We start from the raw sequence: 20,315 nt of genomic DNA, 5'->3' as shown, positions 1-20,315 counted from the left end.
CGGCCACACCCTCAGAGCGCGGGCTCGACCACTGACGAACGAGTGGCTCGCAACCGGGCGAGGGTCTGGTGGGCGATCTCCTGCTCCTCGTCGGTGGGGATGACGAGGACGGGCACCTCTGCGCCGGAGGGGGACACCACCCGCTCACCGGTCGACTCCGTCTCGTTGTGCGCGGGGTCCACCGCGATGCCGAGCCGATCGAGCCCCGACAAGGAGGCGGCGCGGGTGGCGGCGTCGTGCTCGCCCACCCCGCCGGTGAACACGATCGCGTCCACCCGGCCGAGCAGCGCGTAGTACGCCCCGACGTACTTGCGGATCCGCCGGGCGTAGATCTCCAGGGCCAGCGTGGCCTCGTCGTCATCGCGGGCGCGTACCGCGCGCATGTCGCTGGTCCCGGTCAGCGCGAGCAGGCCGCCTTGGTGGGTGAGCGCGTGCTCGACCTGCCGGGCGTCGAGGGCCTCCGCCCGGGCGAGGTAGCCGGCCAGGGCGGGGTCGACGTCGCCGGAGCGGGTGCCCATGACGAGCCCTTCCAGCGGTGTCATGCCCATGGAGGTGTCGACGCTGCGCCCGCCGCGGATCGCGGTCGCGCTGGCGCCGTTGCCCAGGTGCAGCACGATCAGGTCGAGCTCGGCGAGGTCGCGGCCCAGAACGGCCGCGGCGCGGCGGGAGACGTACGCGCAGGAGGTGCCGTGGAAACCGAAGCGCCGCACGCCGAGCCGTTCGCGCCAGTCGCGCGGCACCGCGTACGTGTACGCCTCGGGCGGCAGCGTGCGGTGGAACGCGGTGTCGAACACCGCGACCTGGGGCACCTCGGGGAAGACCTTGCGAGCGAGCCGGATGCCGGTCAGGTTGACCGGATTGTGCAGGGGAGCGAGCGGGGTCAACTCCTCGATGGCGGCGATGACCTCGTCGTCGATGAACACGGCCTCGGTGAACCTCGTACCGCCGTGCACCACGCGATGCCCGACCGCGATCGGGGCCGGCTCGGGCCCCACGGCGGCGAAGGCTTCCAGCATCGCGTCGAGCCCCTCGCCGTGGCCGGGGAAGGGACGGTCACGGACGTACGGCGGCTTGTCTCCGTGCCGGTGCGTGAGCCGTCCCTGCTCCTCCCCGATGCGCTCGACCAGGCCTTTGGCCGAGCGCAGGTGAGTGTGCGGGTCCACGAGCTCGTATTTGATCGAAGAGGATCCCGTGTTCAGGACAAGGATGTGGTCGGCCATGCGCACGAGCCTATTTCGCCTGGGTTCTTCTCGTACTGAGAGGATGCGTACGGGCCTCGAGCCCAGCGTCTCCAGGGCACGATGATGCATCCTCGGAGCTGGATCATTTCGTTCAGCGAGGGTCGCGGTCGAGTGCCGGCCCCTTGGGTATGGTCCCGGCTCAGCGGCGCCAGCCGGCGGGAATCGCAGACACCGCCTGACAAGCAGCCCGGTGGGTGTAGCGGGATCAGCCGGGTGACGGAGTCACCGCGACCGGGCACCAGGCATCGAGCAGTGCGGTCTGGGTGACCGGTCCGAGCAGGAGGCAGGGAGGTGACTCGTTTCCCCGGCTGCCGAGCACGAGGAGCGTCGCGCCCTTGGCCGCGTCGATCAGTGCGCGCTGGGGTCGCTCCGCCACGAAATCAGTCACGACCGGCACCTCGGGGTGCCTGCGAGCCAGCTGGGATGCGACTTCACGGAAGCGGGCCTCCGCCCCCTTGCGCAGTGCGTGCGAATCCACGAAGGGCAGCGGATCGGGCCACGACGATGATCCGCAATCTGCCCAGCAGCACAGGGCTGTCAGGATGCCGCCACGCAGCGCGGCCTCGTCCAGAGCGAAATCGAAGGCCGCCAGGCTCGCGGGTGAGCCGTCGACGCCGACCACGATCCGGACCTCCTGGCCGCTCGGTGGCAGGAGGGGCCGTACGACGACGACCGGCCTGGCACTGTGCGCGGGCACCTGAACGGCGGCGGACCCCACCTGGAGGCCATCGAACCCTCCGTGCCCGCGAGAGCCGAGCACCGCCACCTCGGCGTCGCGTGCGGCCTCCAGGATCACCGCCGAGGGTGTGCCTCTGCCGAGCAGCGGCTGGGCATCGACCTCCGGCGCCAACTCCTGAGCACGGCGGACGCCGTCCTCAACGACGCCGAGAGCGACCTGTTCGATCTGCTCCAGAACCTCCCGTGCCACCGGCCTGAGGGCATAGGGCCAGTGCAGGGCATGACAGACCAGCACGGGCAGCCCCCGCAGCCGCGCCTCGTCGAGCGCCCAACTCAGCGCCTGGTGGCTCCCCGGCGAGTCGTCGTAGCCGACCAGGATGGGCCGACCAGCATATCCATCGTTCACTGCCGCCTCCGGAAAGGAAATTCTCTGGTCTTGCCGCAGGAGCTTTCCCCTTGACCGATGAGATGCGGCCCACGGGTGATGAAACTCTTGGCCTTGTCTCGCTTGCCTTGACCCCCGTCCCGGACTCGGCTTGGGCCGACGGCTCTGAGATTCAGTCATCTGCAGGAGAGGGTCCGGCGCTTCCGGTCTGGCTGCTCGGCGTCGCGGCATGGCCAGGAGACAGTGCCTTCGCGTGACGCACCGGTCTTCTCCCATGGAGACATACAGCACAGGTCGTGATAGCCCTCCTCCTGTCCTGCCAGGGTCATGAGACAGGGTTGAAGGTCCCGCCGCTGAGGCGCGGGAATCCGAACCGGGAGGAACCTGGCCGGAGGGGTGCCGCCCCGGCCGGTCGCCACCGATCAGCGTCGATCCTGCGGCCGGCGGGACGGGTGCAGGATCCGGTCGAGACGTACGGCGGCGTAGCCGAGGGCGGACAGCGCGGTGACGATCAGCAGGTCGCTCAGAGGCAAGGGCTGGGTGCTGAGGAGTTCTCGCAGCGGTGGTACGTACAGTGCGGCGAGTTGCAGGAGGAACGCGCCGGCGACGGCGAGGAGCAGCATGGGGTTGGCCAGTGTGCCGGGTCTGGTGCGGGAGCCGAGCGCGACGCCGAGCTGAGTGGCGCCGAGCGCGAAGAAGGCCATGCTCTGCCACGGCCGTCCGGTGGCGTGAGCCCAGAGTGCGACGCCCAGGGTGACGGCGGTCAGGACGACGGCGATCCTGATCAGGCGCTGCCACAGCCCGGCGCCCAGGATGCTCTGGGTGGGCGGCCGGGGTGGGGCGGTCATGGATCCGGGTACGGCCGGTTCGCCGCCGAGGGCCACGCCGGGCAGCCCGTGGGTGAGCAGGTTGATCCAGAGGATCTGGGCGGGCAGCAAGGGAAGCGCGAGGCCGACGAACGGCCCCAGCAGCATCACCGCGATCTCGGCGGCGCCCCCCGAGAGGCCATAGACCAGGAACCGGCGGATGTTCGCGTAGACGCGGCGCCCCTCTTCGACGGCTGCGACGACGGTGTCCAGGTTGTCGTCCGCGAGGACGAGGTCGGCCGCCTGGCGGGCGACCTCGGTGCCGCGTTTGCCCATGGCCACGCCGATGTCGGCGCGTCGCAGCGCGGGGCCGTCGTTGACGCCATCACCGGTCATGGCGAGGGTTTCGCCGCGTTCTCGCAGGTCCTGGATGATCTGGAGCTTCTGCTCAGGGGTGGCCCGGGCGTACACGCCGGCTCCGATCTGATCGCGGGCCCTGGGGTCGCGGCAGTCCACGACCGGGTCGCCCGCGGCGATGATGCCCAGATCGGTGGCGACGGCACGAGCGGTCCCGGGGTGGTCGCCGGTGATGAGGAGCGGCCTGATACCGGCCTGCTTGCAGTCGGCGATCGCGGCGGCGGCCGCAGGACGCGGCGGATCCTGGATCGCGACGAGCCCGAGCAGCGACAATCCGCTCTCGTGTGCCGTCTCAGGAACGGTGTCCAGCTCGGTGGCGGCCACTGCCAGGACGCGGTACCCGGCCTGGGCGAACTGCTCGGCCCGTTCGGCCGCGCGGGTCAGCAGCGCCGGGTCGTCGATCAGGACTGGCGGGTGAAGCAGCGCTTCGGGAGCTCCCTTGCAGATCGTCCGGCCGTGGCCGCCGGGCAGGCGGTGTACGGTGCTCATCCGCTTGCGCTCGCTGTCGAAGGGGTGCTCGGCGGCGCGCGGGAAGCGCTCGTGCAGGTCCTTGCGATCCAGGCCGAGTTTGGCGGCGGCGGTGAGCAGGGCCGCCTCGGTCGGGTCGCCCAGCGCCGTCCACTCCTCGCCGGGGTCGTACGGTGGCGACAACCGCGCGTCGTTGCACAGCACGGCCGCCGTCAGCAGGGTGGCAAGGCTCGCCTCGTCAAGGGATTCGTCCCGGACGATCTCGCCGTCGGGTGCGTATCCGGAGCCGGTGATCGTGGCCTCCCCCGCAGGGGTCCACACGTGCCGGGTGACCATCCGGCCCTCGGTGAGGGTTCCGGTCTTGTCGGTGGCGAGCACGGTCACCGAGCCCAGAGTCTCCACGGCGGGCAGCCTGCGTACGAGGGCGTTGCGCGCGGCCATCCGGCGGGCTCCCAGGGCCAGGCTCAAGGTCACGACGGCGGGCAGCGACTCCGGAACCGCCGCCACCACGAGGCTGATGGCGGTCACCACCATCAACTCGACCGGCTGCCCGCGGACCAGCCCCAAGGCCAGCACCACCGTGGACAGCAGCACCGTGACGCCGGCCAGCAGACGGCCCACCCCCATCAGGCGGCGCTGCAGCGGCGTCAGGCCGGCTCCCTTGACCATCATGGACGCGATGCGGCCGCTCGCGCTGGCCGCCCCGACCGCGGTGACCACGGCGCGGCCCCTGCCCCTCACCACGACGGTGCCGGAGGAGAGCGGTTCGTCGCCGGACTTGTCCACCGGCACCGACTCGCCGGTCAACGACGACTCGTCGACGAGCAACGCCGCCGACTCCACCACGGTGGCATCGGCCACGACGACGTCACCCTCGGCCAGCACCAGCAGGTCTCCCACGACGACATCGGCCGCCGGGATCTCCGTTTGGGCCCCGTCACGGATCACGCGGGCGACCGGAGCCGTGAGCTGCGACAACGCCGTGATGGCCCGGTCGGCGCGAACCTCCTGCACAACGCCGACAGAGGTGTTCACCACGATCACGAGCATGATGACGGCGGTGTCGGTCCAGTCGCCCGCGACGATGGTCAACGCCGCCGCCACGAGCAGGACGATGATCAGCGGATCTCGGATCTGGGTGACCACCCGTCGCCACAACGGAATGGGCGGCTTCTGCGGCAGCAGGTTGGCTCCATCGCGTTCCAGACGCGCAGCCGCCTCGACGGACGACAAGCCAGAGGATGCGGAGATCACCATGTCTTCCTCTCTGATCTGCCGTCTTCGGGCCGGCCACGTCCATCATCTTCCCTCCCTGTTTTCGCAGGTGTTGAACAGCCGGACCAGATGCGAAAGTCCATCGCGGCACGGTCGAATGGCCCTTGTCTGCGTGTGATCAGTCCAGCCGTCCTGGCCGAGCGTGAGGTCGAGAGGCAGGCGGTCTCTGGCGTTCACGAACACTGGGCGGACACGGTCCTCGCGGCGTCAATCCCACGAAGCACCGTTTCGGCCGCCTACAGCAGCGTGTCGGCGAGCATCGGCAGCGTACGGCCCAGGAGGGGGTGATCCCGCGGCGGGTCAAGGGCCCGGGTGCGAGCTGGTCGCGGTGGTTCGGCCACGGGGCGGGCGGACGTCATGAGGATGAGCCGCTGACCGCCGAGCAAGGTGGCGAGCCGTGCCTGGCGGCACGCGCGCCGAGGCCACGCGTGCCGCCGCCTTGGACGAATCCGGACGACGATTCCCGGGCGCTGCCGAGCCAGAATGGGCACCCGCGTTCACGGACGCGGAAGCGATGCTTCCCGCTCTTGCTTGCTCACCACGTGGGCATCCGGTCCTGGGTACACGAGGGTTTCGTGTTCGGAGTCCATCCAATGCACGACATACGGTGGGGAACCGTCATCGTGGCGCAGTTGCGTGATCACCCCGATCCGCCGAGGCTCATGATCGTGGGCGCTCTCGACGATCAGTCGGTCTCCAATTGCTGCCTTCATCGCGTTCTTCTCCCCTCAACGGTGGCGAGGTCCTGCTCGCCCTCATCTGTTCGGACGGTCGTCTAGAAGGCCGGGGACGACGGCGACGGGGCAGACGGCGTGCTCGGCCACCGCTCTGACCACCGTGCTCAGGCGGCCGTGGTGCCGGGTCCGCTCCGCACCGACGACGAGAAGGCTCGCCTGGGCCGACGCGGTGCGCAGGGCTTCCTTGGCCGGGGAGATGACGGCGTGCACCTCCACGTGGATCTCCGCATGCCGGTCGTGCCAGGGGGCCAGGCGTTCCTCCATCCGTTGCCGCCCCGTCCAGGTGACGGTTTCGACGTCGGGTACGGGCGCCATCGCCACTCCCCATGCCATGGTCTGGAGGTGGACGGCGTGCACGGCCACCAGCCGGAGCCGGCGCAGAGCGGCCTCGTCGAAGGCGAACTGCAGCGCCGTATCCGGTGTGGCCGGGCTCAAGCCGAGGACCACGGGGCCCGGATGAGTCGGCGTGGGCAGCGGGCCGGGGCCACGTACGATGATCACCGGGGCTTGCGTGCGGGCCGCGACGTAGGTGGCGACCGAGCCCACAACCGACCTGGCCAGGGTGCCCAGGCCTCGAGAACCGAGGACGACGAGGTCCGCGCCCGCCGACAACGCGACGATGCGTTCGGCGGGTGATCCCTCGTACAGATCCGTCTGGACATCGGTCAGCGTGCTGGAGGCGCGCGCACATTCGGCGCCATGGCAGAGAACATGTTCGGCGGCCTTACGCAGGTGCAGCTTGGCCTCCTCGGCCGCCTCGCCGTAGGGCCAGCGCCACGCGTGGGTGATCGTCAGCGGCAACCTCCTCAGCTCACACTCGTCGAGCGCCCAATCCAGGGCCTGCATCGAGAAATCCGAGCCGTCGTAACCCACGACCACTCGGTGGAGCTCAACCACGGCTTTCACCTCGCATCCGTTGCCGGAGACTGGCGGCGGCCAAGGGCCCCGTCGACGTGTTCACTTACCGTGATAGCCATCGCCCCGGCCTCTGCGGGTTTCCCGAGGACGGCTACCCCCGTACGGAGGCGATATCCCTCTGACCAGGGCGGTCTTCGTTCGAGAGCGTTGCGCGCGCCCCCCGGCGCATTTCCGGGGCCAGGCCTGAAACCACGGGTTTCCGTGGTCTCGGCTTTCGCATGGTGCGCGCCCGACCTCGGCTGTATCGGGTCAGACTCTGGCGATGGCACCCCAGGGTCTCCGGTAGGGCTTGAGCGGACCTGGGGATTTCGCCCCATCGTGTCGTTATGTCGGTTTTGGGAAGGTGGAAGTGGAGTGGGCCGCCCCGACGCCCAGGGGGAGGGGGACATCATGGCTGGTCTGATCATTGCGGGCGTGGACGGTTCGGCTCCCAGCGCCGCGGCGGTCGAGTGGGCCGCCGACGACGCGCTTCGGACGGGCGCCGAGTTGCGCATCGTGCACGTCCTGGATCGGCGGCCGTACGACATCACCAGCTTCCCGGTTTCCGATCAGGAGGATCTGCTGCGCGAGGCGGCGGGCAAGGTGTTGCGGGCGGCCGAGACGACCGCGCGCACCCGACAGCCGGCTGTGGAGGTGAGCACCCGGTTGGCCGAGGGTGTGCCTGCGGCTGTCCTGCGCGAGCAGGAGGCGAGTGAGCTGGTCATCGGTAATCGAGGGCTGGGCGGGTTCGCCGGGGCCCTGCTCGGATCGGTCACCATGGAGGTGGCCGGGCAGGCCGAGCGCCCCGTGGTCGTCGTGCGTGCCGAGCCGCACGAGAAGATCGGTGAGATCGGGGTCGGCGTCGATGACTCAGACACCAGCGATCCGGCACTCGGCTACGCCTTCGAGCAGGCCAGGCTGCGTGGTGCCACGCTGCGCCTGATCCACGCCTGGCAGGTCCCGGTGCACGCCTTCGCCCCGGAGATCACTTACGACCTGGGCGAGGTCCGCGCTGCCCGGTGTGAAGTCGTCAGGACGCGCATCGCAGCGTGGCAGGCGAGGTATCCCGACGTGAAGCTCGTTGAGAATGTCCAGAACGCGCATCCCGTGGACGCGCTCACCAGCACCGCGTGCGACCTGATCGTCGTCGGCTCCCATGGGCGTGGCTCGCTCGGCTCGCTGTTCCTCGGGTCGGTCAGCAGAGGGGTGCTTCACCACGCCCGCTGCCCCGTCGCGGTGGTCCGCTCTTATTAGTCCTTCCTGCAACTGTAGAGAACACGCGGACCCGCCTCATCAGGGCGGCGCGCCTACTGGTGGTTGGTGTCCACGGTTTGGGAGAGGCCAGAGGGCTGCTGCTCGGCTCGGTGAGCCAGGCCATGGCGCATCGCGCGTCGTGCCCGGTCTCCGTGGTGCATGCATCAGAGGGTGTCTCTGATCCCCGTTTAATGATCGTTAGGGAAGGCCAAGAAGACCTTGTTCGCCAGGGATTGTCACTAGACGTGGTCAATAGGATGCTTGGTGTTGGTGGTCCGTATCCCGCCGTTGTCCCGTACGTCGCGTGCGAGGGGAGAACGGACCATGCCGACCATGATCGGTCACGTCAGCCAAGAGCGGTACGAACAGATCATCACTCGCGGCCGGGAACTGGTTGAACTCCAGGCCCGTTCCCAGTTCGAGCTCGGAGACCTGGCGCTGGAAATCGAGCCGATGCAGCCGCACGGCGGCGCGCACCCGGACCGGGGCGAGGCGCTGTTCGGCGTCTTGGATTCCTGCAGATGTTCGCCGACGATCTCGCGATTGCGGTGAAGACTCTGGAGACCTATCGCTGGGTGGCCTCCCGCTGGCCGGCTCAGCACCGCCGGCACAGGGTCCCGTACTACATTCACAAGACGCTGGCCTCGCTCCGCGACGATGAGGAGCGGTGGGAGCGCATCACCAAGCCGCCGCTGGACAGGCGCACCCAGACGCACCGGTGGACCGACACGGCCGCCAAGCAGGCCGTCGACCAGAAGTTCGCCGACACCACCTCGGTGCAGCAGAAGGTGGAGCGCACCCCGGCGCTGCCCCGGATGGAGCGCAGCCGCGACCTCATCGAACTGGTCGGCGCGTGCTCGGTGTTCGTGGCCACGGTGGGCCGGGTGCTGCCGACGCTGCGCGGGCACGCCTTCACCGCCGAGGAGAAGGCCGTCGTGGCGCGCAATCTCGGCCGGGTGCGCGCGACCGCCGACTGGCTGGAGGCGGCCGTCACCTCCGGCGACGTGAGCCTGGACGAGGGCCTGGCCCGGCTGCGGATGCTGCACCCGCAGCTCACCCTCATCTGGGGCGACAGCGCCTACGCCGGGACGCTGGTGGAGTGGGCCCGCCGCTTTCTGCACCTCACCATGAAGATCGTGACTAAACGGCCTGGTCAGACCGGGTTCAAAGTGCTCGCGAGACGTTGGATTGTCGAGAGGTCCCTGTCTTGGCTGATGAACGCTCGCCGCAATGTGATCGACTTCGAACGCAAGCCCTCGCACAGCGAAGCACACCTGACCGTTGCCTCGATCACGCTCATGACCAGGCGACTGACCAGGAAACGGCCGCCCGCATGGACCCGAAAGCCAGCCTCTGCGCCGCAGGCCGCCTGAGGGTATGCGCGCTCAGGCGGCCGTGATGGGCCCGAACGACGCAGAGAAGTCTGACACCTCATGGTCCTGCTCGGTGGCTCCGCCCTCCAGCATGGCCCGCCGGGTCACGAGACGGGGCAGGTCAGTGTCAGCACACCAGCGATCGGGAGAGATTTGCGGTCGCTCCCTACCGGCCCGTGTCCGGGTTCATGGAGTCGCCCGTGACGTACAGGTTCATGTGGGTGTAGTCGAAGGTGATGGCGAACGGCTTGAAGAAGTCGTGGGTGAAGTTGGCGATCGTGTCGAATTTCATCCCGGCGCCGACCTTGGGCTTTTCCTCCGCCCATCCCTTGACCCGCCGCCTCGTCGCCTTGCCGAGGCTGATCTGCTCGGGAGCGATGGGGTAGCGAACCCCGCCCCTGCCTTGCTCGGGCTCGCCAAGCTCGATGCCGGCGCGTTCGGCGAAGTCGAGGGAGGTGCCGATGCCTCGGCCGGGGCCGCCGGTGTCGAAGGTGACGACCCGGGGCCCGAAGTCGTTGAGCGAGCCCACCGTGCAGGGGAAATGGTCTTTCGCCAGCCACAGCGGCAGGACGTCGCCCTTGAGCCGGGCGGCCTCGGCACGGAACCTGCGCAGGTTGCCCTCGGTCTTGCGGCGCATGACGAACTGCTGGTGGCCGTAGTTCATGGTGGTCAGGAAATGGTAGAAGTGCACGGTGCCGATGGTGCCCTGCGCCTCGGTGCCGTCGGGCAGGTCCGGCCGGTCGGCCTCGTTCCAGTGGACGGGCGCGTTGCGGACCTCGAGGTCGCCGATACGTACCGACTTGGCGATGCCGTAGTACATCGTGAACTGCTGTCCGTCGGCGCTTCCCCTGCTCTCGGAGATCACCTCCAGGCCGGCCTCCTTCGCCAGTTGCATGCTGAGGCCGGCCGTCGTCGCGCCCGTGTCGAGCTGGAAGATCCTCGGCTGTGTCCCGTTGATGGAGACCATCATGTGGGGCAGGGGTTCCAGCCCGAGGAAGGGGATCCGGGTGGTCTGCGGGCCGTGCACCTGCCAGGGGGTGCCCCGGATCGTCTCGTACAGCTTGGCGTGGGCGAGGTCGGTCTGCGAGCCGGTCAGCTCGCCGCGTTTGCGCAGCCAGGGTACGGCTTCCGACAGCCGGTCCTGGCGGACGTAGCAGTCCGCGAGCTGGTAGAGGGAGAACTCGTCGTCGGGCTTCAGGCTGACGGCGCGTCTGAGAAATTTCTCAGCGTCGGCGAACCGGTTGGACAGCAGAGCGATGTAGCCGACCTGCGCGGCGGCCCGCGCGTCGTCGGCGTCCTCCTTCAGCCGACGCCGGTAACCTTGCTCGGCACGCTTGAAGTGGCCGTCCTTGAACAGTTGGTCAGAGTCGTCGGCGGACCACGGAGCGGCGGCGGTGGCGCGCGCGCCACCCGTGCCCAGCAGCGGCAGCGCCGCACCTACGCCGGCGACCAGCCCCGCGCGTTGCAGGAACTGTCGTCGATCCAGTCCCAAAGAAGTCTCTTCCCCGTGCATGGCCAGCTCCTGAGAGTCTTGGAGATTTCAGCGGCGACCTGCCCGGCCCGCTCTTCCCCGGCGGTCGCGGTGTAGGGAGACCGGGCGGAGGTCTGCGTCAGGAAATCAGCTCTGCGGTTTCCTCCGCGTTACCGTCCGCCTTTGGCTGCATCGAGCGAGCAGGAGGCACTCTGCCAAAAGTCTTTAACCCCCGCCCAAAGCGGCAAGGAAAGATCATTAACGGGATTGAAGACACCTTCTCAGGGAGCGAACAGACGACAAGGACCAACGACCCCCTTATCCAGGACCTTGTCCCCGGGTTCCGGGGTCGCTGCGACGCGAGGCTGAAGATGAGAGCTCCTCGGAAAGGAGGCGTGTGATGGCCAGGCACATCGTGGTCGGCGTGGACGGTTCGGCACCTGCGACAGCAGCCGTGGAGTAGGCCGCCGCCGACGCCCAGCGCAGGGGATTGAGCTTGCGGGATCCTGCACGTGTGCGAGCAGTGGCCGTACGCCCCGGACGGCACGGAGTACGACGCCGGAACGCTTACCGCAGCGGCCGACCGGGCGCGTGCACTGACACGTGACGTCGAGGTCACCACAGCGGCGCTGTGCGGCAACTCCATCGGGACCTTGATCGGGGAGTCCGCGTCCGCCGACAGCGTGGTGCTGGGCAGCCGCGGGCTTGGCGGGTTCGCCGGGATGGTGGTCGGCTCGGTCGGCCTGGCCGTGGCTGGGCGCGCCGATGCTCCGGTCGTGATCGTGCGTGGTCCTTCCGTAGTGCAACACGGGCAGGTGGTCGTCGGCTACGACGGCTCCGCGCACTCCGAGGCCGCCATGGAGTACGCCATCGAGCAGGCCAGGGCCCGTGCCGTTCCGCTGCACGTCCTCTGCGCCTGGCAACTGCCGCTCTTCTCGCCGTACGCGGCCGTTTACGGCAGCCTGTCCGTGCCGCGGCCGAGCGCGTGGTGCCCTGGCGTGAGAAGAATCCCGACGTCGAGATCATCGACCTGCAGGTGTTCGGGCATCCCGTGCCCGTCCTGGCCGAGGCCGGAGCCTCGGCGGACCTGGTGGGGGTCGGATCACGCGGGCGGGGTGGCTTCGCCTCGGCCGTGTTCGGCTCCGTCAGCCACGGCGTGCTGCACCACGTGACATGCCCGGTCGCGGTGGTGAGGCCGAGGCGGGAGCAGGCGTGAACCGAAGGATCCGGAGAACGGCACCGGACGCGGCCGGGGCCGTGGCGTCATCACGGCAAGCGGGCTCGGTCGCCGGCTTCGGTGAACTCGGTGCCGTGCGGTGGGACCGGACCGATCACCGTGATGGCCCAGGCGGCATCCGAGGCCACGATCGCCGGTCGTGATCATTTCCTCTTCCCGTGAGGGTCAGGCCGGAACTTTGAGGCAGGGTGATGCCGTTGACGCGTGTGTTCTCCTGGTCGGCCTCGATGGTGAGCCGGCGTCCGCGGAACAGGAGCGGCAGAGACAGCGCGCCGAGCCGGTCGGGCAGGAGCGGGTTGAGGTGCAGGCCGTCGGGTCGCGGTTCCAGGCCCAGGTAGCAGCGTTGCAGCATGTCGAGCGTGCCGGCCATGGCGCCCAGGTGGATGCCCTCGGCGGTGGTGCCGCCCTGGACGTCGTGGACGTCGCTGATCAGTGCTTCGGCGAAGAACTGCCAGGAGCGGGCCCGGTCGGAGCGGGCGAGGACCCAGGCGTGGACGACGGCGCTGAGGGTGGAGCCGTGGCTGGTGCGGTCCAGGTAATAGGTGATCGTTCGCGGTATCAGGCCGGGCTCGGCCGGGTAGCCGAGCCGGTCCAGGATCGCCAGCAGTTCGTCGGCGGTGAGGAGGTAGAACAGCATGAGCGTGTCGGCCTGTTTGGAGGCCTTGTAGCGGTTGATGTCGTGGCCGTCGGCTTCGAGTGCGCGGTCCAGGCGGCGCACACCCTCGTAGCGCTCCCAGGACAGCTCGTCGAGTTCGGCGTAGCCGGTGAACTGGCTGATGACGCCGTCGTGGAAGTCGATCCGCATGCGCCGGGTGATGTCGTCCCAGTGGGCGGCCTCCTCGGGGCGGGCTTGGCCCAGTTCGAGCGCGCGGGACAGCAGCCACACGGTCATGACGTTGGTGTAGGCGTTGTTGTCCAGGCCGGGGGAGTCGGCGCCCGGGTAGGCGGTGTGGTATTCGTCGGGGCCCATGACGCCGTGGATCTCGTACCGGCCTGAGGCCGGGTCGAGCACGGCGAGCGAGGCGAAGAACCTGGCGATGTCCAGCAGGAGCTCCGCGCACCAGGGCGGCAGGGAGCCGGTGGCCAGATGGTACTGCCACACGTTGTAGGCGATGGCCAGGCCGACGTGGCGCTGCAGGTGGGAGACGTCGGGCAGCCAGCGGCCCGACTCGGGGTTGAGATGGTAGGTCTGGGTCTCCTCGCGGCCGTCGCTGCCGCTCTGCCAGGGGAACATCGCGCCGCCGAATCCCGCCTCCCGGGCGGCGGCCCTGGCCTCGGGCAGGCGGCGCCACCGGTAGCGCAGCAGGCCGAGCGAGATCTCCGGGAAGCGCAGGTTCAGCCACGGCAGGACGAACAGCTCGTCCCAGAACACGTGCCCGCGGTACGCCTCACCGTGCAGGCCGCGGGCGGGAACCCCGGCGTCGAGGTCGGCGGTGTGCGGGGACAGCGTCTGCAACAGGTGGAAGACGTGCAGGTGGACGATCTGGGACAGCTCCGGCCCGTCCACGTCCAGACCGGCTCGCTCCCACAGCCGCTCCCACTCCGTCTCGTGCGCGTCCAGCAGCTCCGCGAAGCCGGTGGCCGCCCGTGCCCGTCGCAGGGCGGCGGAGAGCGGGTCGTGGACGGCGGGATCGCGCGAGGTCAGCAGGGCGACGACCTTGGTGAGCGTCACCGGCGTGCCCTCGAGGGCGTCCAGCACGTGTTCCGTGGCGATGCGGTCGGACTCCTCGGAAGTGGAGCCGGGGGCGGGTGCGTCGATGCGCGCGGCGAGCGCGACGGTGATACGAGAGGAGCGGGTGGTCGTGGTCAGCCAGGTCAGCCCGTCCTGGACGCCGGTGGCGTGGCCGGTCAGGTGGTCGCCGCGCAGGTCACGGTAACGAGCGACGCCGCTGTTGGTCACCCGCCCGTCCAGGGTGGCCCGGACGCGGAGCGGGCCCGACCAGTTCTCGGCGGTGAAGGTCGTCTCCAGGGCGGCGAGGGCGGGTTCGGCCATGGAGACCAGGCGGCGTTGCCGTACCCGGGTGATGCGGCCCTGCTCGTCGCGCCAGCGCAACTCCCGGAGCAGCACCCCGTGCCGCAGGTCGAGCCGCTGGACGTAGTCGAGCAGGTCGGCCCGCTCGGGGTTGAACCAGTCCGTGCCCGGTGTGGCGAACGTCAGCGGCAACCAGTCGGGCAGGTTGACCAGGTCCTCGTTGACCACCGTCCGGCCCGCCACCTTGGAGGCCAGCCGGTCGTAGCAGCCCGCCTGGTAGGTGCCCGGCGTGCGGATCCGGCCGTCCGGCGTGGCCCCGCGCGTGGCGAACCGGCCGTTGCCCAGCGTGCACAGCGCCTCGCGCAGCCCTTCCGAGGCAGGGTCGAACCCCTCGTAGGCCAGCGTCCACGGGTTCATCGCGACCTCACGGGGACACGCCCCGTCACGGCCAGCTCAGCCAGGTCCGCCACGACGACATCCGCTCCGGCCCGGCGCATCGCCGCCTCCTGGGACCCGCTGCGGTCCACCCCGACGACCAGGGCGAACGCGCCCCTGCGGCCCGCCTCCACGCCGGGCAGCGCGTCCTCCACGATCGCCGCGTCGTCTGCGGCCATCTCCAGCCGCCGGGCGGCTTCGAGGAAGAGCGCCGGATCGGGCTTGCCGGGCAGACCGAGCCGTGCCGAGTCGTTACCGTCGACCACCACGTCGAACAGGCGCATCAGGCCGACGGAGGTGACGACCATGCGGCAGTGCCGGCTGGCCGACACCACCGCGGTACGGCAGCCGCGCCGCCGCAACTCGTGCAGGAAGGCGACGGTCGAAGGGAAGGCGGCCACCCCGTGCCGGGCGATCCGCTCGACGAACAGCGCGTCCTTGGCCAGGCCAAGGCCGTGCACGGTCGGTGCGCCCGGTTCGTCACCGGGACCGCCCTCGGGCAGCGTGATGCCGCGGGAGGCCAGGAACGTGCGCACTCCGTCGAGCCGCGGCCTGCCGTCCACATGGCGCAGGTAGTCGTCGCGGATGTCGAAAGGGGCGGACCGGCCGCGCAGGAAGCCGTCGAACACGTGCTTCCACGCGGCGGCGTGCACCCGGGCCGTGTCGGTGACGACGCCATCGGTGTCGAAGATCACGGCCCGCAGCCTCGTCAGGTCAAGGGCGGCCATACCGAGGACGGTACCCACCCGCATCTGCCGCAGACAGGGCCCTTGGACCCCGGCATCCAGGGCCGAACGGCATGCCTTTCGGCCCTGCCTCACCCGATGAGCGCGGATAACGCTGGAGGTCGGACCGGAAGGAGCCGACATGTCCGCGGTGATCGTAGAGGAACTGAGCAAGGACTACGCGGGGGTCAAAGCCGTCGACCATGTGAGCTTCACCGTCGAGCGTGGAGAGGTGTTCGCGCTGCTCGGGCCGAACGGCGCGGGAAAGACGACGACGGTGGAGATCTTGGAGGGACACCGGAGGCGCGACGCCGGTCATGTGTCGGTGCTGGGTTTCGACCCGGCCACCGGCGGGCGCGGCTACCGGGAGCGCATCGGGATCGTGCTGCAGGAAGCCGGGTTCGAGGAGGAGTTCTCCGTCTTCGAACTGGTCCGGCTGTACGCCGGCTTCTACCCGCATCCGCGCGACCCGGACGACGTCATCGAGCAGACGGGTCTCAAGGACAAGCGCGACGCCCGCGTACGTACGCTGTCCGGCGGGCAGCGTCGCCGGCTGGACCTGGCGCTCGGCCTCGTCGGGTGTCCGGAGCTGCTGTTCCTGGACGAGCCCACCACCGGCTTCGACCCCTCGGCCAGACACCACGCCTGGGAGCTGATCGACGGCCTGCGCTCGTCCGGCACGACCATCCTGCTCACCACCCACTACATGGACGAGGCCCAGCATCTGGCCGACCGGGTCGCGGTGCTGCGCGCGGGTAGTGTGGTCGCCTCCGGCGCCCCGGACACGCTCATCGCGGCCGGGCGCGCCAGCGTGCTGTCCTTCCGCCTGCCCGAGGGAACCGCCTTCGCCGAGCTGCCGGCTCTCACCGGCCGCCTCGAAGCACACGGAGCCGCCGTGTCACTCGAGACCGTCGAGCCCGCCCGCGACATGCACGCGCTGACCGGCTGGGCGCTGGAGCGTGGCACCGAGCTGGCCTCGCTGGCGCTGGCCCGGCCGTCGCTGGAGGACGTCTATCTCGACCTGGTGAACGAGGTGACATCATGATCGCACGGTTGGTCCGGCATGAGACCGTGTCCTTCGCCCGCAGCCCGATGGCGACCGTCTTCACCGTCGCGATGCCGCTGCTGATGACGGTGATCGTGGGCGCCGCGGTGGGCGACCAGGCCGTCCAGCCCGGCTCGGGCGTGCGGGTGATGCAGTTCGTCATCCCGGTCATGGCGGTGTTCGGCGTCGCTCAGAGCTGCTTCGGCGCCCTGGCCATCCGCCTGGCCGATCTGCGCGATCGCGGCTGGCTCAAGCGGCTGCGCGGCACGCCGGTGCCAGCCTCGGCGGTGCTCGCGGGGTTGGCCGGGGCGTCGATGGTGATCGCGGCGGTGACGGTGGCCATGCTGCTGGCCGTGGGCGTCGTCTTCTACGACGTGCAGATGGTCTGGCGTACGCTGCCCGCGCTGCTGCTCACCCTGCTGGTCGGCGCGGCGTGTTTCACCGTGCTCGGCCTCGCCGTGGTCGCTCTGGTGCGCAACGCGGCGGCCGTGCGACTGGTCGGTACGGGGCTGCTGCTGGCGCTGGCCTTCATCTCCGACATCATCCTCGTGGGTGCCCGGCTCCCGGCCTGGCTGGACGTCGTGGGCTGGGTCTTTCCGCTGCGGCACCTGGCCAACGCCGTCCGCGACGCCATGAACCCGTTCCTGACCGGCCCGGGCTTCTCCGCCGGCCACCTGGCGGTGCTGACGGCCTGGGGTGTCGGCGGCGCGGCGGTGGCCGTGTGGCGCTTCCGTTGGGAGCGGCCTGCGGCCCGGCAGACGACGGCCCCTGCGACGCGCGGCCCGGTCCGGCGGCGGCAGGGCCGGCCGGCGCCCTGGCGGCTGCCGGCCGGTCAGCGGAGCATGCGGTGATCAGGCTGCGCCGCGACCTGTCGTCCGCGTTCTTCACGCTGGTCCTGCCTGTGCTGCTGCTGGCGCTGATCTCGCTGATCTTCGGCGAGGCGCGGGTGGCGGGGGTGCGGCTGCCGGTGTTCATGCTCGCCGCGATGATCACGTACACGGTGGGAGTGGCCTGCTACGTCAACGTTGCCGAGACCATCGCCGGGGACCGCGAGCGCGGGGTGCTCAAACGGCTGGCCGGGACCCCGCTCCCGGGGTGGGCCTATCACGCGGGCAACCTCACCACCGCGCTTCTGGTCACCCTGGCCACCGCCGTCGTGCTGGTTGTGGTGGGCGCGCTCGGCTACGGCGTCAGGGTCGCTCCCGGCATGATTCCCGGGCTGCTCATTGCGATCGTCATGGGAGGCGTGTGCTTCGCGGTTCTCGGTGCCGTCGTGGTGGCGTTCACGGCCAGGCAGCAGACCGTCAACGCGATCGCGCTCGGCACCTTCCTGCCGCTGGCCTTCGTGTCCGACGTGTTCGTCATCGGCGGCGAGCTGCCTGGCGTTCTGCGCACGATCGGCGAGGTCTTCCCGCTCAGGCACGTCTCCCACACGCTCCTCGCCGTGCTGGACCCGGCGGGACGGCCGTGGCCGTGGACGGACCTGGCCGTGGTGACCGTCTGGGCGCTGGCCGGAGCCGTGGTGCTCGCCGTCAGGGAAGGATGGCCGCGTGCCGTCGTCCGGATGCGACCTGACGTCGCGTCCTAGCGTGGGAAGAAGGGACCTTGGACCCTATTTCTCCATGTCGTTGATGCTTCACGCTGTTGTGGTGATTTTCAGAACGACAGGCGGTCCGGTGGCATGACCGGCCGTGATCTCAAGGAACTGTCCGCGGGGGACTGCCTCCGGCTGCTGGCCAGCGTGCCGCTCGGACGGGTCGTGTTCACCCGCCACGCACTCCCGGCCATCCGGCCGGTGAACCACATCGTCGTCGACGGGCAGATCGTCATCCGCTCCAGCCCCGGCACCGTCCTGAGTGCGGAGCTTGCCGCATTCGAGCCGGTGGTGGCCTTCGAAGCGGACGAACTGGACGTCGAGCAGCGCCTCGGCTGGAGTGTGGTGGTCACGGGTGTCGCCCGGCTGGTGCAGGATCCGGGGGAGGTGGCCCACTACAAGGACGTTCTGCGCCCCTGGGTGGCGGGGGAGATGGAGCAGGTGATCCGGATCCGTCCGGAGATCATCACCGGCTTCGAGCTGGTCCCGGCCTCTGTCCCGGAGGACAGAGACGGTGGTCCTAGCCGATCGGGCTAGGAGTCCGGCTGTCCTGGTGCGAGACTGATCGATGTGGAGAGTGAGCATCGTCCGTTGATGCCGCAAATGCGGCTTGATGAGCTGCTGGCCGAGCTGCAGGTGCGGCTGAACGCCGTGCTGGCCACCCGGGACCGGGTGCACGCGCTGCTCGAAGCGGTGGTCTCGGTGGGCAGTGACCTGGATCTGGAGACCGTGCTGCGCAGGATCGTGGAGACCGCGACCCGGCTGGTGGACGCCAGCTACGGTGCGCTCGGCGTGGTAGGCCAGGACAACACGCTGTTGCAGTTCATTCCGGTGGGGTTGAGCGAGGAGGAGATCGCCCGCATCGAGCATTGGCCGCACGGGCTGGGCCTGCTCGGCCTGCTGATCAAGGACGCTCGCCCGCTGCGGCTCGGCCGCATCTCCGACCACCCCGAGTCCTACGGCTTCCCGCCAGGCCACCCGCCCATGGGCACCTTCCTGGGTGTCCCGGTGCGGGTGCGTGACGAGGTGTTCGGCAACCTCTACCTCACCGAGAAACGCGGCGGCGGCGATTTCGACGAAGAGGATGAGGCCATCGTGATCGCGCTGGCCACCGCTGCCGGCGTCGCCGTGGAGAACGCCCGCCTGTACGACGAGTCACGGCGGCGCGAGACCTGGCTGCAGGCGTCCTCCGAGGTGACCACGAGCCTGCTGTCCGGCGCCGACCCCCGTCAGGTGCTGACCGTGGTGGCCGCCCGCGCCCGCGAGATGAGCGACGCCGACCTGGTCCAGGTGCTGCTGCCGGACCCGGCGGGGCATTCGCTGACGGTGGAGGTCGCCGAAGGCGAGGGCGCGGATGAGCTGCTCGGCGTCGGCTTCGAGGTGTCGGCGACGCTGGCGGGTGATGTGTACACCCAGGGCGAGCCCATGTCCGAAACGGACCTGCAGAGCGCCCCCTACCCTGACTCGCCGCTCCGGCGGCTGGGCTACGGGCCTGGGCTCATGGTCCCGTTGGGTAAGGCGCCCGGCGTGCGCGGGGTGCTCGCGGTGACCAAGCGGAGCGGGCGCCTGCCGTTCAGCACGGCGAATCAGCAGATGCTGCACGCCTTCGCCGGTCAGGCGGCGATCGCGTTGGAATTGGCCGAGGCCCGTCGTGACGCCGAACGGCTCGGCCTGCTGGAGGATCGGGATCGCATCGCCAAGGATCTGCACGACGTGGTCATCCAGCGGCTTTTCGCGACCGCGATGACGTTGATGAGCACGGTCCGGCTGGTAGAGCGGCCGGAGGCGTCCAAGCGGCTGCAGCACGCGATCGATGAGCTGGACGAGACGATCCGGCAGATCCGCTCGTCCATCTTCGCCCTGCAGGGCCCTCTTGAGGGCGCCGGGCCCAGCCTGCGCGGACAGATCGTGGACCTGGTCGAGGGCGCCGGCAGCCACCTGGGTTTCATGCCCGGCCTGCGGATGGAAGGCCAGATCGACACCTTGGTGTCCGATTCCGTCGCCGAGCACCTGCTGGCGGTCCTGCGTGAGGCCCTGTCCAACGTGGTCCGCCACTCCCATGCCAGCCGGGTGGAGGTCTCTGTGGAGGTCGCGGACACCGGTGTTGCCCTCGTGGTCACGGACAACGGCGTCGGCGTGGGGGAGGCCGGGCGCCGCAGTGGCCTGCGCAACATCGAGGAACGCGCCGTCCGGCTGGGCGGCACGGCGGAACTGGAGGCACCCGAGGGGGAAGGCACACGGCTGCGCTGGCAGGTTCCTTTGTGAGATCGGCCCTGGAACTTGGGACCAAGGTCCCTAGTTGGCC

General features: G+C 69.8%; 18 protein-coding genes and 1 pseudogene. 11 read left to right on the top strand and 8 right to left on the bottom strand.

Annotated features, from left to right (window positions below; genetic code table 11):
- Positions 1-11 precede the first annotated feature (11 nt).
- From AB0I15_RS55390 to AB0I15_RS55370, 5 genes are all read right to left on the bottom strand, one after another.
- Positions 12-1,220 carry an acetate kinase gene (locus AB0I15_RS55390; protein WP_358116020.1) on the bottom strand — a complete coding sequence of 403 codons (1,209 nt, stop codon included), beginning with the start codon at positions 1,218-1,220 and terminating at the stop codon, positions 12-14.
- Between the two features lie 226 nt (positions 1,221-1,446).
- On the bottom strand, positions 1,447-2,325 hold the full coding sequence (locus AB0I15_RS55385) for a universal stress protein (protein ID WP_358116017.1): 879 nt from the start codon (positions 2,323-2,325) through the stop codon (positions 1,447-1,449).
- 401 nt (positions 2,326-2,726) lie between these two features.
- Complete coding sequence (locus tag AB0I15_RS55380; RefSeq protein ID WP_358116014.1) at positions 2,727-5,252, bottom strand: cation-transporting P-type ATPase; 2,526 nt, start codon at positions 5,250-5,252, stop codon at positions 2,727-2,729.
- A 515-nt stretch (positions 5,253-5,767) separates the two neighbouring features.
- The gene (locus AB0I15_RS55375; protein WP_358116011.1) at positions 5,768-5,983 is read right to left on the bottom strand and encodes a DUF1918 domain-containing protein; all 216 of its coding nucleotides are present in this window, start codon (positions 5,981-5,983) and stop codon (positions 5,768-5,770) included.
- A gap of 42 nt (positions 5,984-6,025) precedes the next feature.
- A complete protein-coding gene (locus AB0I15_RS55370; protein ID WP_358116009.1) occupies positions 6,026-6,904 on the bottom strand; it encodes a universal stress protein in 879 nt (292 codons plus the stop codon).
- A gap of 375 nt (positions 6,905-7,279) precedes the next feature.
- Between AB0I15_RS55370 and AB0I15_RS55365 the strand changes: the two genes are divergently transcribed.
- The 4 genes from AB0I15_RS55365 to AB0I15_RS55350 are packed head-to-tail and all read left to right on the top strand — an operon-like array spanning position 7,280 to position 9,531.
- On the top strand, positions 7,280-8,158 hold the full coding sequence (locus AB0I15_RS55365; protein ID WP_358116006.1) for a universal stress protein: 879 nt from the start codon (positions 7,280-7,282) through the stop codon (positions 8,156-8,158).
- A complete protein-coding gene (locus tag AB0I15_RS55360) occupies positions 8,128-8,556 on the top strand; it encodes a universal stress protein (RefSeq protein ID WP_358116056.1) in 429 nt (142 codons plus the stop codon). The genes AB0I15_RS55365 and AB0I15_RS55360 overlap by 31 nt, the downstream gene beginning before the upstream one ends.
- Positions 8,483-8,710 (top strand): hypothetical protein, encoded by a 228-nt coding sequence (locus tag AB0I15_RS55355; RefSeq protein ID WP_358116062.1) that lies wholly within the window; start codon positions 8,483-8,485, stop codon positions 8,708-8,710. Before AB0I15_RS55360 ends, AB0I15_RS55355 begins: the two co-directional genes overlap by 74 nt.
- On the top strand, positions 8,707-9,531 hold the full coding sequence (locus AB0I15_RS55350; protein WP_358116003.1) for a DUF6192 family protein: 825 nt from the start codon (positions 8,707-8,709) through the stop codon (positions 9,529-9,531). The genes AB0I15_RS55355 and AB0I15_RS55350 overlap by 4 nt, the downstream gene beginning before the upstream one ends.
- A gap of 166 nt (positions 9,532-9,697) precedes the next feature.
- Here AB0I15_RS55350 and AB0I15_RS55345 read toward each other — a convergent pair whose 3' ends face one another.
- Positions 9,698-11,044, bottom strand: a complete 1,347-nt coding sequence (locus tag AB0I15_RS55345; protein ID WP_358116000.1) for an aspartyl protease family protein — start codon at positions 11,042-11,044, stop codon at positions 9,698-9,700.
- 470 nt (positions 11,045-11,514) lie between these two features.
- Here AB0I15_RS55345 and AB0I15_RS55340 point away from each other — a divergent pair.
- Together AB0I15_RS55340 and AB0I15_RS55335 are read left to right on the top strand one after the other, a co-directional pair.
- A pseudogene (locus AB0I15_RS55340) lies at positions 11,515-11,886 on the top strand (universal stress protein); the annotation flags it as partial.
- A gap of 26 nt (positions 11,887-11,912) precedes the next feature.
- Complete coding sequence (locus tag AB0I15_RS55335; RefSeq protein WP_358116053.1) at positions 11,913-12,218, top strand: universal stress protein; 306 nt, start codon at positions 11,913-11,915, stop codon at positions 12,216-12,218.
- 115 nt (positions 12,219-12,333) lie between these two features.
- Here the strand turns inward: AB0I15_RS55335 and AB0I15_RS55330 are convergent, their stop codons facing one another.
- The gene (locus tag AB0I15_RS55330; protein WP_358115997.1) at positions 12,334-14,628 is read right to left on the bottom strand and encodes a glycosyl hydrolase family 65 protein; all 2,295 of its coding nucleotides are present in this window, start codon (positions 14,626-14,628) and stop codon (positions 12,334-12,336) included.
- Positions 14,625-15,374: an HAD-IA family hydrolase gene (locus tag AB0I15_RS55325; protein ID WP_358115994.1), complete on the bottom strand. Its 750-nt coding sequence runs from the start codon at positions 15,372-15,374 to the stop codon at positions 14,625-14,627. The genes AB0I15_RS55330 and AB0I15_RS55325 overlap by 4 nt, the downstream gene beginning before the upstream one ends.
- Before the next feature lie 139 nt (positions 15,375-15,513).
- Between AB0I15_RS55325 and AB0I15_RS55320 the strand changes: the two genes are divergently transcribed.
- The 5 genes from AB0I15_RS55320 (at position 15,514) to AB0I15_RS55300 (ending at position 20,275) form a co-directional block, all read left to right on the top strand.
- Positions 15,514-16,416 (top strand): ABC transporter ATP-binding protein, encoded by a 903-nt coding sequence (locus AB0I15_RS55320; RefSeq protein ID WP_358115991.1) that lies wholly within the window; start codon positions 15,514-15,516, stop codon positions 16,414-16,416.
- On the top strand, positions 16,413-17,267 hold the full coding sequence (locus AB0I15_RS55315) for an ABC transporter permease (RefSeq protein ID WP_358115988.1): 855 nt from the start codon (positions 16,413-16,415) through the stop codon (positions 17,265-17,267). Before AB0I15_RS55320 ends, AB0I15_RS55315 begins: the two co-directional genes overlap by 4 nt.
- Positions 17,264-18,004 (top strand): ABC transporter permease, encoded by a 741-nt coding sequence (locus tag AB0I15_RS55310; protein WP_358115985.1) that lies wholly within the window; start codon positions 17,264-17,266, stop codon positions 18,002-18,004. Before AB0I15_RS55315 ends, AB0I15_RS55310 begins: the two co-directional genes overlap by 4 nt.
- Before the next feature lie 93 nt (positions 18,005-18,097).
- Positions 18,098-18,547 carry a pyridoxamine 5'-phosphate oxidase family protein gene (locus AB0I15_RS55305; RefSeq protein ID WP_358115982.1) on the top strand — a complete coding sequence of 150 codons (450 nt, stop codon included), beginning with the start codon at positions 18,098-18,100 and terminating at the stop codon, positions 18,545-18,547.
- 57 nt (positions 18,548-18,604) lie between these two features.
- Entirely contained in the window at positions 18,605-20,275 is a 1,671-nt protein-coding gene (locus AB0I15_RS55300; RefSeq protein WP_358115979.1) for a GAF domain-containing protein, read from the top strand.
- Positions 20,276-20,315 lie beyond the last annotated feature (40 nt).

The sequence above is a fragment of the Nonomuraea sp. NPDC050643 genome (assembly GCF_040654715.1).
Lineage (GTDB): Bacteria > Actinomycetota > Actinomycetes > Streptosporangiales > Streptosporangiaceae > Nonomuraea.
The sequence above is the reverse complement of the archived record's forward strand: the minus strand, read 5'-3'. Positions and strand labels throughout refer to the sequence as shown.

Coding starts and splice junctions, on each gene's coding strand:
- AB0I15_RS55300 (WP_358115979.1), top strand. CDS start 18,605: ATGCCGCAAATGCGGCTTGATGAGCTGCTGGCCGAGCTGCAGGTGCGG.
- AB0I15_RS55390 (WP_358116020.1), bottom strand. CDS start 1,220: ATGGCCGACCACATCCTTGTCCTGAACACGGGATCCTCTTCGATCAAA.
- AB0I15_RS55380 (WP_358116014.1), bottom strand. CDS start 5,252: ATGGTGATCTCCGCATCCTCTGGCTTGTCGTCCGTCGAGGCGGCTGCG.
- AB0I15_RS55320 (WP_358115991.1), top strand. CDS start 15,514: ATGTCCGCGGTGATCGTAGAGGAACTGAGCAAGGACTACGCGGGGGTC.
- AB0I15_RS55355 (WP_358116062.1), top strand. CDS start 8,483: ATGCCGACCATGATCGGTCACGTCAGCCAAGAGCGGTACGAACAGATC.
- AB0I15_RS55345 (WP_358116000.1), bottom strand. CDS start 11,044: ATGCACGGGGAAGAGACTTCTTTGGGACTGGATCGACGACAGTTCCTG.
- AB0I15_RS55375 (WP_358116011.1), bottom strand. CDS start 5,983: ATGAAGGCAGCAATTGGAGACCGACTGATCGTCGAGAGCGCCCACGAT.
- AB0I15_RS55325 (WP_358115994.1), bottom strand. CDS start 15,374: ATGGCCGCCCTTGACCTGACGAGGCTGCGGGCCGTGATCTTCGACACC.
- AB0I15_RS55315 (WP_358115988.1), top strand. CDS start 16,413: ATGATCGCACGGTTGGTCCGGCATGAGACCGTGTCCTTCGCCCGCAGC.
- AB0I15_RS55330 (WP_358115997.1), bottom strand. CDS start 14,628: ATGAACCCGTGGACGCTGGCCTACGAGGGGTTCGACCCTGCCTCGGAA.
- AB0I15_RS55305 (WP_358115982.1), top strand. CDS start 18,098: ATGACCGGCCGTGATCTCAAGGAACTGTCCGCGGGGGACTGCCTCCGG.